General features: G+C 68.3%; 13 protein-coding genes and 1 other RNA gene. 5 read left to right on the top strand and 9 right to left on the bottom strand.

The features are described from left to right. Positions 1–43: 43 nt before the first annotated feature. Positions 44–553, bottom strand: a complete 510-nt coding sequence (gene def / locus ACZLZQ_RS02430; protein ID WP_472947958.1) for a peptide deformylase — start codon at positions 551–553, stop codon at positions 44–46. Between the two features lie 144 nt (positions 554–697). Between def and ACZLZQ_RS02435 the strand changes: the two genes are divergently transcribed. Continuing rightward, positions 698–1,858: a DNA recombination protein RmuC gene (locus tag ACZLZQ_RS02435; protein ID WP_472947959.1), complete on the top strand. Its 1,161-nt coding sequence runs from the start codon at positions 698–700 to the stop codon at positions 1,856–1,858. A 197-nt stretch (positions 1,859–2,055) separates the two neighbouring features. On the opposite strand, the gene ACZLZQ_RS02440 is transcribed toward ACZLZQ_RS02435, so the two are convergent. The 5 genes from ACZLZQ_RS02440 to ACZLZQ_RS02460 all read right to left on the bottom strand — a co-directional run bounded on the left by ACZLZQ_RS02440 (position 2,056) and on the right by ACZLZQ_RS02460 (position 7,098). Next, the gene (locus tag ACZLZQ_RS02440; RefSeq protein ID WP_472947960.1) at positions 2,056–3,288 is read right to left on the bottom strand and encodes a lytic murein transglycosylase; all 1,233 of its coding nucleotides are present in this window, start codon (positions 3,286–3,288) and stop codon (positions 2,056–2,058) included. 16 nt (positions 3,289–3,304) lie between these two features. Beyond that, entirely contained in the window at positions 3,305–3,922 is a 618-nt protein-coding gene (locus tag ACZLZQ_RS02445; protein WP_472947962.1) for a LysE family translocator, read from the bottom strand. Positions 3,923–3,962: 40 nt separating this feature from the next. Then, complete coding sequence (gene recR / locus ACZLZQ_RS02450) at positions 3,963–4,568, bottom strand: recombination mediator RecR (protein WP_472932139.1); 606 nt, start codon at positions 4,566–4,568, stop codon at positions 3,963–3,965. A gap of 293 nt (positions 4,569–4,861) precedes the next feature. Next, positions 4,862–5,185, bottom strand: coding sequence for a YbaB/EbfC family nucleoid-associated protein (locus ACZLZQ_RS02455; RefSeq protein WP_472947963.1), 324 nt, complete (start codon positions 5,183–5,185; stop codon positions 4,862–4,864). Between the two features lie 11 nt (positions 5,186–5,196). Then, a complete protein-coding gene (locus ACZLZQ_RS02460; protein WP_472947964.1) occupies positions 5,197–7,098 on the bottom strand; it encodes a DNA polymerase III subunit gamma/tau in 1,902 nt (633 codons plus the stop codon). 326 nt (positions 7,099–7,424) lie between these two features. Between ACZLZQ_RS02460 and ACZLZQ_RS02465 the strand changes: the two genes are divergently transcribed. Then, positions 7,425–8,027: a methyltransferase family protein gene (locus ACZLZQ_RS02465; RefSeq protein ID WP_472947965.1), complete on the top strand. Its 603-nt coding sequence runs from the start codon at positions 7,425–7,427 to the stop codon at positions 8,025–8,027. A gap of 88 nt (positions 8,028–8,115) precedes the next feature. Here ACZLZQ_RS02465 and ffs read toward each other — a convergent pair. Next, positions 8,116–8,212, bottom strand: an RNA gene (ffs, locus tag ACZLZQ_RS02470) — signal recognition particle sRNA small type. Between the two features lie 191 nt (positions 8,213–8,403). Here ffs and ACZLZQ_RS02475 point away from each other — a divergent pair. Together ACZLZQ_RS02475 and nudC are read left to right on the top strand one after the other, a co-directional pair. Continuing rightward, a complete protein-coding gene (locus ACZLZQ_RS02475; RefSeq protein WP_472947967.1) occupies positions 8,404–8,817 on the top strand; it encodes an HIT domain-containing protein in 414 nt (137 codons plus the stop codon). Further along, positions 8,814–9,740, top strand: coding sequence for an NAD(+) diphosphatase (gene nudC / locus ACZLZQ_RS02480; RefSeq protein ID WP_472947969.1), 927 nt, complete (start codon positions 8,814–8,816; stop codon positions 9,738–9,740). Before ACZLZQ_RS02475 ends, nudC begins: the two co-directional genes overlap by 4 nt. 81 nt (positions 9,741–9,821) lie before the next feature. Here the strand turns inward: nudC and ACZLZQ_RS02485 are convergent, their stop codons facing one another. Both ACZLZQ_RS02485 and ACZLZQ_RS02490 read right to left on the bottom strand, forming a co-directional pair. Beyond that, on the bottom strand, positions 9,822–10,715 hold the full coding sequence (locus tag ACZLZQ_RS02485) for a prephenate dehydratase (RefSeq protein WP_472947970.1): 894 nt from the start codon (positions 10,713–10,715) through the stop codon (positions 9,822–9,824). After that, positions 10,712–11,458, bottom strand: a complete 747-nt coding sequence (locus ACZLZQ_RS02490) for a 3-deoxy-manno-octulosonate cytidylyltransferase (RefSeq protein ID WP_472947971.1) — start codon at positions 11,456–11,458, stop codon at positions 10,712–10,714. Before ACZLZQ_RS02490 ends, ACZLZQ_RS02485 begins: the two co-directional genes overlap by 4 nt. A gap of 210 nt (positions 11,459–11,668) precedes the next feature. Between ACZLZQ_RS02490 and ACZLZQ_RS02495 the strand changes: the two genes are divergently transcribed. Continuing rightward, positions 11,669–12,952, top strand: coding sequence for a c-type cytochrome (locus ACZLZQ_RS02495; RefSeq protein ID WP_472947972.1), 1,284 nt, complete (start codon positions 11,669–11,671; stop codon positions 12,950–12,952). Positions 12,953–13,151: the final 199 nt, after the last annotated feature.

Genomic DNA, 13,151 nt, shown 5'->3' on the forward strand with positions numbered 1-13,151 from the left:
ACTGACGCGTCGCAACGCAGCTCCCTCTACCCCAGGCCGCTCCTCACCCCCGCCGCGCCAACTTCGTAAACTTCTTCACCACCATCTCGCGCTTCAGCTTCGAGATGTGGTCGATGAACAGCACGCCGTTGAGGTGGTCGAGCTCGTGCTGCAGGCAGGTCGCTAGCAGCCCGCTCGCCTCCTCCTCGTGCTGCTGGCCGTCGAGGCCGAGATAGCGGACCACGACCGTCGCCGGCCGCTCGACCTCGGCGTAATAGTCGGGGATCGACAGGCAGCCTTCCTCGTAGGTCGAGCGCGCGTCGGAGGACGACAGGATCTCGGGGTTCAGGAAGACGCGCGGCGCCTTCTCCTCGTCCTCGCCGGAGAGATCGATGGTCAACATGCGCAAGGGCTCGCCGACCTGGATCGCGGCAAGGCCGATGCCCGGCGCATCGTACATCGTCTCCAGCATGTCGTCGGCGAGCGCGCGGAGCGCTGCGTCGACGGTCTCGACGGGGCGGGAGACCTGGCGCAGGACCGGATCGGGCAGGATGATGAGGGGCTTGATCGTCATCGCGCTCACCTAATGCCTGCCGGCGGGACCGTCAATCCGAAGCCCCTGCCCCCGCGTCCCCAGAGACGTTGTCCGACAGCGGATCGCCGCATCCGTTCCCGTTTTGATCTAGCCCGCCCCCGGTTTCCGCGCTATGGCTCAGGGATGTCCTCCGCCCTCGATGCCTTCGATGCCCCGCTGCTCGTCCTCTCCGGCCATGTGATCAGCGTCGGCACCGCGGCGCTGGCCGGGCTCTGCCTCGCCCTCTCCGTCGCCGTCCTGATGCTCCTTTCCAGCCGCTCGCGGCTGCGGCGCGAGATGGAGGCGCTGTCGGCCGAGTCCTCCGACAGGCTCGACGCCATCCTGCGCTCGCAGGCCGAGGTCACCGGGCGGATGCAGACCATGGCGGAAATCTTCGGCGAGCGGCAGGCCGACATGGCGCGCACCCTGGCCGAGCGGCTCGACGGGATGTCGAACCGGGTCGGCCAATCCATTCTCGACACCACCAAGGAGACCAAGCAGAGCCTCTCGGCGCTGGCCGAGCGGCTGGCGATGATCGACCGGGCGCAAGGGCGGATCTCGGACCTTGCGGGCGAAGTGGTGCGGCTGCAGGACATCCTTAGCAACAAGCAGACCCGCGGCGCTTTCGGCCAGGGGCGGATGGAAGCGATCGTCGCCGACGGGCTGCCGCTCGGCGCCTTCACCTTCCAGGCGACGCTGTCCAACGGCAAGCGGCCGGACTGCCTGATCTCGATGCCCAACGGCGCGCCCTCGCTTGCCATCGACGCGAAGTTTCCGATGGAGGCGTGGTCGGCCTTCCGCGAGGCGGAGGACGAGGCGCACCGCCTGTTCTCGGCCCAGCGCCTGCGCCGCGACATGGACGTGCATGTGAAGGCGATCGCGGAGAAGTACCTCATCCCCGGCGAGACGCAGGACACCGCCTTCCTGTTCGTGCCCTCGGAATCGATCTTCGGCGAGTTGCACGAGCATTTTCCCGACATCGTCCAGAAGGCGCACCGGGCGCGGGTGGTGATCGTCTCGCCCTCGCTCCTGATGCTGTCGATCCAGGTGGTGCAGGCGATCCTGCGCGATGCCCGGATGCGCCAGGAGGCAGGCCTGATCCAGAAGGAGGTGCGCCTCCTCACCGACGACCTCGGCCGCCTCGACGCACGGGTTGCGGCGCTGCGGACGCACTTCACGCAAACCGGACGGGACGTCGACCAGATCCTCGTCTCGACCGAGAAGCTGCTGAAGCGCGGCGAGAAGATCGCGCTCGTCGAACTCGGCGAGGCCGAGCCGCTGGTCGCGCGACAGATCGCGGAGTGAAGCGATGGTCGATCTCCCCCCTTGAGGGGGAGATGCCGGCAGGCAGAGGGGGGCGAACTGCCGCAAACATCTGCTTGAACGCATTTCGCAAACACAGCGCTGTCCGGCGGCCGTGATAGGCAGAGCTTCAGACCTCGGCGCCCTATGGCGCCCCCCTCTGTCCTGCCGGACATCTCCCCCTCAAGGGGGGAGATCGGCTAGCCTCTCAACTTGGCGGCCAGGCCCTTGCTCGGCCAGCAGGTCTCCGGAAGCCCGAGCTTCTTCTCCACCATGCCGATCACCCGCCGCGTCTTGAAGCCCGGCAGACCGTCCGCGCCGCCGACGTCGTAACCTTGCGACACCAGCCGCTCCTGTAGCCGGGCCACGTCGCCGCGGGTCATGCCCTCGACCCGTTTCCATGAGCCCTCGAAAGCCCCGCCACCGCGGATGCGATCGGCGACCTGGCCGATGTAGAGGGCGTAGAGGTCGGAATTGTTGTAGGTCTTGATGACGTAGAAATTCGGCGTTGCGATGAAGGCCGGGCCGAGCCGGCCGGCCGGCATCATCAGATGCCCCGTCGCCCGCGCCTCGCCCGATGGAAACGCCTTGCCGGAGATGCGCGTGACCCCGCCCTTGGTGAAGTCGGCGATCGGCCGTCCCTGGTCCGGTCCCTCCAGCGTGCAGGAGACGCCCGCGGGCACGCTCGCCTCGTATCCCCAGTCGCGGCCGGCGACCCAGCCGGACTGCTGCAAATAGTTGCCGATCGAGGCCAGCGTGTCGGGCACGGACTTCCAGATGTCGCGGCGCCCGTCGCCATCCTGGTCGACGGCATAGGCCATGAATTTCGAGGGCATGAACTGCGGCTGGCCGAGCGCCCCGGCCCAGGAGGAGCGCATGTCGGCGACCGTCAGATGGCCGTCGGCGACGATGTCGAGCGCCGAGAGGAGCTCGGTGCGGAACATGTCCTTGCGGCGCGAGAGATAGGCCTTCGTCGCCAGCACCTCGAAGGCGTTGTAGGGGATCTTTGCCGCGCCATAGCCGGATTCCCGGCCCCAGATCGCGAGGATCACCGCCGCCGGCACGCCGGTGCGCTTCTCGATGCGGGCGAGCACCGCCGCATGCGTCTTCGCGAGCACCCGCCCCTTGGCGGCAACGCCGGAAATGCTCTTCTCGTCGAAATAGGCCGAGGGGCTTTGGAACTCGGCCTGCCGGTTCTTCTCCTCGACCTTGGCGGTATCGCCGGGAAGTTGAAGGTCCGGCAGCTTGAGGTTCGGCTTCACGCCCTGGAAGGCGTCGTCGAAGACGCGGCGGGAGACACCGCGCGCTTTTGCAGCCGGCCAGATGTCCTTCTCGAGGAAGGCCTGGAACCCCTTGTCGACCGAGGTCCCCTGCGCCGACGCGGCGACGGGCGCCAGCATCAGCAAGGCCACAGCGGCAAAGCGCGCTCTCATCTTCGCTCTCATGTCCTCAAACCCTTCGCATCACGGTCCAGACGGCGGCCCCGGCAAGGATCGCCGCGGCCGACCGGTTGAGCCGCGCCAGCATTTCCGGTCGGCGCAGCGTGGCGCGGGCGCGCCAAGCAAGCGCCGCATACGGCGTGAGCACGGCGAAGAGCACGAGGGCGGTCACCGGCACCAGCACCACAAAATCGCGAAGGCCGACCTTCGACAGGTCGAGCAGGGTCGGCAGCAAGGCGAGGTAGAAGAAGATGGTCTTCGGATTCGACAGCGTGATCACGAAGCCGGCCATGAAGCTCTTCGTCTTTTTCTCCGAGGCCATCGCCTCGATCCGCCCCACCGTGCCGGCCGAGCGCCAGAGGGCGACGGCGAGGTAGAGAAGATAGGCGGCCGCGAGGTAGCGGATCACGGTGAACACCTCGCCGAAGGTCTCGGCGAGGATGGCAAGGCCAAGGCAGGCCGCGGTGAGGTAGGCGACGTCGCCCAGCACCAGTCCCATGAGGAAGGCCATTCCGTGCCGAAAGCCCGAGCCGAGCGAACGCGCGACGAGGGCAACGACCCCCGGGCCCGGAATGGCGGCGGCGATGGCCAGCGCCAGGCAATAGGTGGCAAGGCTCGTCGCCGTCATCGGAAGTTCCTCCCCACAGGTTTTCCAGATCGTTTCCGCATCAGAACGCCGTCCGCGCGCGCATCGCGGCTGACAGCGTGCCCTCGTCGAGATAGTCCAGCTCGCCGCCGACCGGCACGCCATGCGCGAGGCGGGTGATCTTGACGTCGAAGCCGGCGAGCTGGTCGGTGATGTAGTGCGCTGTGGTCTGGCCCTCGACGGTGGCGTTCACCGCGATGATCACCTCGCGCACCGCGCCCTTGGCGATGCGCTCGACCAGCTGCGGGATGGTGAGGTCCTCCGGCCCGACGCCGTCGAGCGGCGACAGCACGCCGCCCAGCACGTGGTAGCCGGCGTTCAAGGCTTTTGCCCGCTCCAGCGCCCAGAGGTCGGACACATCCTCGACCACCACCACCAGCGATTGGTCGCGCGCATGGTCGCGGCAGATCGTGCAGGGGTCCTGCGTGTCGATATTGCCGCAGACCGAGCACACCAGCACCCGCTCCAGCGCCTGGTTCATCGCCTGCGCCAGGGGCCCCAGCAGCTGCTCCTTGCGCTTCACGAGATGCAGCGTCGCCCGCCGCGCCGACCGCGGCCCGAGGCCGGGGAGCTTTGCCAGCAGCTGGATCAGCCGCTCGATCTCGGGGCCGGCGATGGGTTTTGCCATGGGATCAATCGCAGTGGAGGTAAGAGCGGTATGGGCGGGCGGCACGGTGCCGACCGATAGGATTCAGCGAGGCTGTTGTTCGGGCATTTGGGCGGAACCGGAGGGCGCCGCCTTGCGGCGTGGGGGACAGGACGCAAGCCGCTTCAGTTTCGTCATCCCGGGCTTGACCCGGGATGACGAAGCGTTGAGGTTTCGCCAGGCCTGTCAACGTTCCCTAGCCTAGGCCGAAACCGCGAAGTGTCATCGCCGCGCCAGCAACCGCCACCGCAACGCCACCCCTTCCCCGAACCCGCCTAAAACGGCAGCTTCATCCCGCCCGGCAGCTGCAGGCCGGCGGTCAGCGCCTGCGTTTTCTCCTGGATCACCACTTCGAGCTTGGCCTTGGCGTCGGCATGGGCGGCGACGATGAGGTCCTCGAGGATGTCCTTCTCGTCTTCCTTCATCAGCGAGGGATCGATGTTGAGCTGCACCAGCTCGGTGCGGCCGTTCAGCCGGACCGTGACGAGGCCGCCGCCGGACTGGCCGGTGGCGGAGATGTCGGCGATCTCCTGCTGGAGGTCCTGCATCTTTTCCTGCATGGCCTTCGCCTGCTTCATCATGCCCAGGATGTCTTTCACGTCATTTCTCCTCAGAAATCGTCGTCGTCGTCGGATTCGAGCGGCGGCTCGGGGGTGAAGTCGGCACTGCCGGCGCTGCCGGGATAAAGGGTCTCGACCGCTTCCGCCTCGGCGGCGGCGTCGCCGCGCAGCCGGACGTCGATCACCTTGGCGCCCGGAAACTGCTGCAGGATGGCGGCGACCTCGGGATCGGCGATCGCGTCGGTGACGAGCGCCGTGTGGCGCGCCTCGGCCGCCTCGGCGATGGTCGGCGCGCCCGCCTCGTTGGAAATGGTGACGACCCAGCGCTTGCCGGTCCAGTCGAGCAGGCGCCGCTGCAGGTCGCCCGGCAGCGAGCGCGGCGCGCCGTCGGTCAGCGAGATCTCCATCCGCCCCGGCTCGATCTTCACCGGCCGGATGTAGCGCGTCAGCGAGGCCTTCATCAGCGAATCGCGGTGCTTTTCCGACAGCGCGACGAGATCCTGCATGCTGCGGATGTCGGGCATCGCCTCCATCGGCTGCGGGGCCGGCTGCGCCGCGGGACGCTGGCCCTGCGCCGCCAGCATCAGCCGCGGCGGCGAGGCCATCACCGGCGCCGCGGGCTGGGCGGCGATGGGCGCCGAGACGGCGGACGCGGTCGCGCCCGTTCGCGCCATGCCGTTGCCGGCCGGCATGGACGGCGCTGATCCAGCGGAGGCGCCGCCCTCGCCGGCGTTTCCTGGCGGGCCGGGGATCTGCGGCGTGCCGGCGGGCAGGCCGGCGCCGGTCTGGATCAGCCGGACGAGGTCGGCGGGCGAGGGAAGGTCCGCGGCATAGGCGATGCGGATCATCGCCATCTCCGCCGCCTGGCGCGGCGAGGTGGCGGCGCGCGCCTCCTCGATCGCCTTCAGCAGCATCTGCCAGACCTGGGAGAGCGTGCGCACCGACAGCGTCTTCGACAGCTCCAGGCCCCGCCCCGATTCGGCGGGCGACAGCGTCGCGTCATCGGCCGAATCCGGGACGAAGCGCAGCGAGGTCACGAGATGGGTGAAGTCGGCAAGGTCGGCGAGCACCACGACGGGATCGGCGCCGGCATCGTACTGCGCCCGCAGCTCGCCGAGCGCGGCGGCCGCATCGCCGCGCATCAGGTGCTCGAAGAGGTCAATCACCCGCCCGCGGTCGGCAAGGCCCAGCATGTCGCGCACGGTCTCAGCGCCGATGGCGCCGGCGCCGTGCGAGATCGCCTGGTCGGTCAAGGACAGCGCGTCGCGCACCGAGCCCTCGGCGGCGCGGGCGATCAGGCGCAACGCGTCGTCCTCGGCCTCGACGTTCTCGGCCTTGGCGATCCGGCCGAGATGGCCGATCAGCGTCGCCGCGTCGACCCGGCGGAGATCGAAGCGCTGGCATCGCGAGAGGACGGTGATGGGCACCTTCCGGATCTCGGTCGTCGCGAAGACGAACTTCACGTGCTCCGGCGGCTCCTCCAGCGTCTTCAGCAGGCCGTTGAAGGCCTGCGTCGACAGCATGTGGACCTCGTCGATGATGTAGACCTTGTAGCGCGCCGAGACCGGGCGGTAGCGCACCTGGGCGATGATCTCGCGGATGTCGTCGATGCCGGTGTGCGAGGCCGCGTCCATCTCGACCACGTCGACGTGCCGACCCTCCATGATCGCCTGGTCGTGAATGCCGGGCGTGCGCATGTGGATCGTCGGCTCGTGGATCTCCGATGTCTCGTAGTTCAGCGCGCGGGCGAGGATGCGGGCGGTCGTCGTCTTGCCGACGCCGCGGACGCCCGTCAGCATCCAGGCCTGCGCGATGCGGCCGGTCTCGAAGGCGTTGGTGAGCGTGCGCACCATCGGCTCCTGGCCGATCAGGTCCTCGAAGCTGGTCGGCCGGTATTTCCGCGCGAGCACGCGGTAGGCCTCGGCCATCTCGGGTTTTTCCTGATCGTCCATCCTCGGCAGTCGTCCTTCGGTTACCGCTGCGCTCCGTTAATTCTGCGGCACATCGCAGCACGAACGTCGCGTTGAAACGAACACTGGGAGCGCCCTGTAGGCCGCGGGTATGGCGATACGGTGCTGCAGCGCATCTGGAACGGCTGCCGGAAGATTGCAAGGCAAGGGTAGAGCAAGACGGCAAGCTTTTGAAGCGCCGCAATGCGGCCACGAGTTCCGCGCATCTGCCGCCGTTGCGCTGCAACAGCCTTCGCGGCAACGCGCGCCGCAGACGATTTGCCGATGCAGACCTCCGCCGGGGGGCGCATGTCCCCCAGGAGCGTTCCATGGCGTTGTCCCGATACCAGTCCTTTCGCCGTCTGGCGCTCGCCATTCTGATCGGCATCGCCTTCGTGCTGCTGCTGGTGGTGCGCTCGAGCTCGGACGGACAGTTCCACGAATATGTCGAGGCGATCGGCCGCGGCCTGATCGTCGTCGGCATTCTCGGGCGGATCTGGTGCACGCTCTATATCGGTGGCCGCAAGGCGTCGGAGATCGTTTCGACCGGCCCCTACTCGATCACCCGCAACCCGCTTTACGTGTTTTCCTCGATCGCGGCGGCCGGTGTCGGCGCGCAGACCGGCAGCATCCTGCTGGCGCTGATCTTCCTTGTCGCCTGCATCGCGAGCTTCCTGATCGTCATCCGCCGGGAGGAGCAGTACCTGTCGGTGCAGTTCGGCGCGGCCTACCAGGCCTATCTCGACGCTGTTCCGCGCTTCTTTCCGCGCTTCGGCCAGTTTCGCGACAAGACTGAGCTGACCGTGCGCACGCGCCTGGTCTACCGGACGCTGACCGATGGCATGGTGTTCTTCGTCGCCATACCAGCTTTCGAGGTGGTGGAGACGCTGCAGCAGGCCGGGATCCTGCCCGTGCTGCTGCGGATCTCGTGACGCGCGGCACGACCACGATTCCGCAGGCCGTAGTCCCGAGGGGACCGGCCAGTACCGCGGCAGCATGTTTACAGCAGGAAGGAAAAAGGTGGGAGGCTGGCACGATGACCCGTGCCGTGCTCGTTGGGGCTGCTTCCTTCCGGATCTGACCCGGTTGGCGAGTGGCTCGTCCACCACCAACCTCCCGGCGCTCATATCGCGCTTTTGCCGCCAAAACGCAAGACCCGCATCCGGTCATCGCCGAGATCGCGATGCTGCCCCTCCCCGGCGGCACAATACCCCGGGAAGCCTGATGTTTTGCAGCGAAGACCGATTCCCCTTTTGGCCGGGAGACTCTAGATGGTGGACATCTCCCCTTCCTCCGACGGATCCCCCCATGCGCGGCTTCGAACTCGACCCCCGGCTCGCCCGTGACACGCTGCCCGTCACCCCGCTCGGTCTCTGCGACCTCCGGCTGATGAACGACAGCCGCTGGCCCTGGCTGATCCTCGTGCCGAAGCGCCACGACATCACCGAGGTGCACGACCTCAGCCCGCTCGACCAGACGATGCTGGCCTTCGAGACCGCGCTCGTCGCCAAATGTCTGAAGGAGACGGTGATGGCCGACAAGATGAACCTCGGCGCGCTCGGCAATGTCGTGCCGATGCTGCACATGCACGTCATCGCACGGCGCGCCGGCGATACGGCCTGGCCGGGCCCGGTCTGGGGTGTCGGCACCGCCGTTCCCTACGCGCCGGATGCGGCAGAGGCGTTCGTGCGAACGATCCGCGAGGGAGTGCTCGCGCCGTGAGGGCCGAGGGCACCGTGCCGCTCGGCTTTGCCGGCAACCGCCTCGTCCGCGATGGCGAGAACCGTCTGCCGGACACGCTGGCTAATGCGCTCGCCGACCCGCTGGCCCGGGTCTACCTGATGCACGAGGGGCGCTGGCTGTGCCGCGGCGATGCCGGCAGCGTCGATCCGCGCTTTGACACCGCCGCTGCCGTGGCGCTGGCGGGGGATGGCGACATCGTCCTTCTCGGCCACGATCCCGACGGGCTCGGGCCGCGCCTTGCCGCAATGGCCCTCACCTTGCCGCCGGAGGAGGAGACCGGCATCGGGGCCGAACCCCTGCGGGCGCTGGCGTCCGGACGCCTGCTCGACGCCGACACCGAAAGCCAGCTCGGCCAGGCCGAGCATCTCCTGAACTGGCACGCGCGCAACCGGTTCTGCGGCAAGTGTGGGACGCCGACGCTGCCCGATGCCGCCGGCTACCGGCGCCGCTGTCCCGGCTGCGACGACGTACAGTTCCCGCGGACCGATCCGGTGTCGATCATGCTGATCCACGACGGGGCCGGCCGCTGCCTGCTCGGCCGCTCGCCGCGCTTCCCCGAGAAGATGTGGTCCTGCCTTGCCGGCTTCATCGAGCCCGGCGAGACGCTGGAACAGGCGGTGCGGCGCGAGACGATGGAGGAGGCCGGAATTGCCGTCGGCGAGGTCCGATACCACTCCTCACAGCCTTGGCCCTTCCCGGGATCGCTGATGATCGGCTGCATGGCGCTTGCCACCTCGACCGAGATCCACTTCGACACGGTGGAACTCGAGGACTGCCGCTGGTTCGGCCGCGACGAGGTCCGGGCGATGATCGCCGAGACGCATCCCGACGGCCTCACCGCGCCCAAACCCTTCGCCATCGCGCACCATCTGGCGCAAGCCTTCGTCGACCTCGTCGACTGAGGGTGCTCAGTTGGCACGTCGACTGAGCTGGCCCAGCCGTCTCGTCGACTGAACACGTTCAGTCGACCGCGTTGACGGCAGCTATTCCGCCGGCGTCAGGAACTGCTGGCGGTCGGGGGCCGCGGGGTAGACGCCGACGACGGCGAGCTCGGCCGAAAAGAAGGCGAGTTCGGCCAGCGCCCGCGCGACAGCCGGATCGTGCGGATGGCCTTCGATGTCTGCGTAGAACTGCGTCGCCGAGAAGCTGCCGCCGATTTGGTAGCTCTCGAGCTTGGTCATGTTGACGCCGTTGGTGGCAAACCCGCCGAGCGCCTTGTAGAGCGCTGCCGGGATGTTGCGGACCCGGAAGACGAAGGTGGTGACGACGTTGCGGCTGACAGGCGATTGGCCGGCGTCGCGCGCCGTCCATAACGCATCGTCTTCCGGACCCGGCCGCGACAGCACGACGAAGCGGGTCATGTTGTTGTCGGCATCCTCGACGTTCTCCTCGGCGATCTCGAGCCCGTAAAGCTCGGCCGCAAGGCGCGGCGCCAGCGCCGCCGCGCTGCGGTCGCCGGCCTCGGAAATGATGCGCGCGGCGCCTGCCGTGTCGCCGGCGACGATGGGCTTCCAGCCATGCGAGCGGATGATGGCGCGGCACTGGCCGAGCGCATGGATATGGCTGTGGACGCTGCGGATTTCGCCGAGCGACACGCCCGGCAGCACCATCAGCTGGAAGCGGATCGGCAGGAAATACTCCCCGACGATCTTCAGGCCCGAGATCGGCAGGAGGTGGTGGATGTCGGCGACCCGGCCGGCGATCGAGTTCTCGATCGGAATCATCGCGAGATCCGCCTCGCCATTGGTTACGGCGGCGAACGCATCCTCGAAGGACGGGCACGGCAGCGGCACCCGGTCGGGAAACATGTTGCGGCAGGCGGTATCGGAGTTGGCGCCGGCCTCGCCCTGGAAGGCGATGAGGTTGTTGCGGCTCATCGGGCAGCTCCAGCGGTGGCATGATAATGAAGGCGGGCCTGCTCGAGGTCCTCCGGCGCGTCGACGCCGAGCGGAACGGTGTCGACGATCTCGGCGTCGATCCGCATGCCGGCTTCCAGCGCCCGCAGCTGCTCCAGCCGCTCGCGGCTCTCGAGGGTCGAGGGCGGCAAGGCGACGAAGCGCGCCAGCGCGGCGCGGCGATAGGCGTAGATGCCGACGTGGTGGTAGAGCGGCCCATCGCCCCAAGGGGCGGTCGCCCGGGTGAAGTAGAGCGCCCGCAGCCGCGTCGGCGCGATCGGAGACCCCACCAGCTTGACGATGTTCGGGTTGACGCGGTCGGCCTCCGACCGGATTTCGACCGCCAGCGTCGCGATGTCGCAGCGCGGATCTTCGAACGGCGCAAGCACCTGGCGGACCGCCTCCGGCTCGATCGTCGGCAGATCGCCTTGGAGGTTGATCACGGTCTCGACCGAGCCGTCGGGGTCGAGGCTCGTCAGCGCTTCGAAGATCCGGTCCGAGCCCGACGGATGGTCGGCGCGCGTCATTACTGCCTCGAAGCCTGCCGAGGTCACCGCCGCGCGCACGGCTTCGGTGTCGGTCGCCACGACGACCCGGCCCATGCCGGCGGCCGCGGCACGTTCGGCGACCCTGACGATCATCGGCCGGCCGGCGATGTCGGCGAGCGGCTTTCCCGGCAGCCGGGTGGAGGCCATGCGGGCCGGGATCAGGATCAGGATGGACATGGGGCCCTGGGAAACATGGATGACGGCGAAACTTGGAAAGATGCTAAGGAGCGGATTGAATGATCGGCACCGGAGTGTCAAAAGGTTGCTTCGCAGCGCCTTCTACAGATGTTGCCCTCAATCCGCAAAAGACCGGGTCTCACGCGTCTTCTGCTCAGTGCCAAAACGGCCGCAACAGACGGCCTCATCGACCCGGGAGCCGCTCTGTCCATGGATTCTTTCGAGTTCAACAAGATTGCCGGCGCCGTCCTGGCGACGGTCTTCCTCGTTTTCGGCGGAAGCCTGCTCGCGGGCGGCATCTATCATTCCGAGACACCGGAGACTTCCGGCTACACGATCGTCGCCGCTGAGGCTCCGGCTGCCGGCGAAGGCGCCGCGGCGGCCGTCGCGGAGGATCCGCCGATCGCGACGCTCCTCGCTTCGGCCAATCCCGAGAAGGGCGCGGCCGAGTTCAAGAAGTGCCAGGCCTGCCACAGCGGCGAAGAAGGCGGCCCGAACAAGGTCGGCCCGCATCTCTGGGACGTGGTCAACCGCCCGATCGCCTCGATCGGCGACTTCTCCTATTCCGCCGCCATGAAGGATTTCTCCAAGGGCAGCTCGGTCAAGTGGGACTATGATCACCTCTACCACTTCATCAAGGCGCCGAAGCAGTACGTGCCGGGCACCGCGATGGGCTTTGCCGGCCTCAAGGATCCGCAGGGCCGTGCCGACCTGATCGCCTACCTCAGAACCCTCGCCGCCAGCCCGGCCGCCTTGCCGGATCCGGCTGCGGCCGCCCCGGCTGACGCTGCCGCCGCGCCTGCGGCAGATGGCGCGGCCCCGACCGCCGATGCCGCCCCGCCGGCTGCCGATGCCGCTGCCCCTGCGTCGGCCGCAGCAGCTCCGGCAACCTCGACGCCTGAACCTGCTTCGCCGGCGGCACCGGCCGCCACCCCGGCACCGGCGGCCCCCGCACCTGCCGGCACTCCGGCAACGGCACCCGCGGCGCCTGCCGCCCCTGCAGCAGCGCCTGCCACCCCTGTTGCTCAGGCTCCGGCCGCACCGGCACCAGCAGCACCAGCCGCCCCTGCGCCCCCGGCTCCAGCCGCACCGGCCGCTGCCCCTGCCCAGCAGGGCGCTGCCGCGCCCGCCGCCCCGGCCGCGACGCAGACCGCTTCCGCGGGAGACGCCAAGGCCGGCGCCAACGTGTTCAAGAAGTGCCAGGCCTGCCACGCCGTCGGCGCGGGTGCAGCGAACAAAGTCGGCCCAGAGCTGAACGGCATCATCGGCGAGGCCGTCGCCGGCGTCGAAGGCTACAACTTCTCGCCCGCGCTGAAGGCCTTCGCCGGAACGAACCCGGCCTGGACCGAGGCGCTGCTGACGCAGTGGCTGGCCAACCCGAAGGGCCTCGTGCCCGGCACCAAGATGGCCTTCCCCGGCCTGAAGAAGCCGGAAGACATCGCCAACGTGCTGGCCTACCTCGCCACCTTCGACGAGAGCGGCAACCCGAAGTAAGCGCCATCGGCGGCTGCTTCAGACCTTTAGAAGCCCCGGCCCACGCCGGGGCTTTTTTGTATGGGCGGGAGCCCATGGAAGCGGGCCGAAGCTGCCGGAGTTTTGACTTGTGGGACCGGGGCCTGCATGAAAAGGCTGATGCTGCCGTGGGTTTTAGCCGGGTGAAACTTTCGTCATGCGCCGCGCGCGCCGAACGAAG

It is taken from the genome of Mesocryomonas lacus (assembly GCF_055730105.2).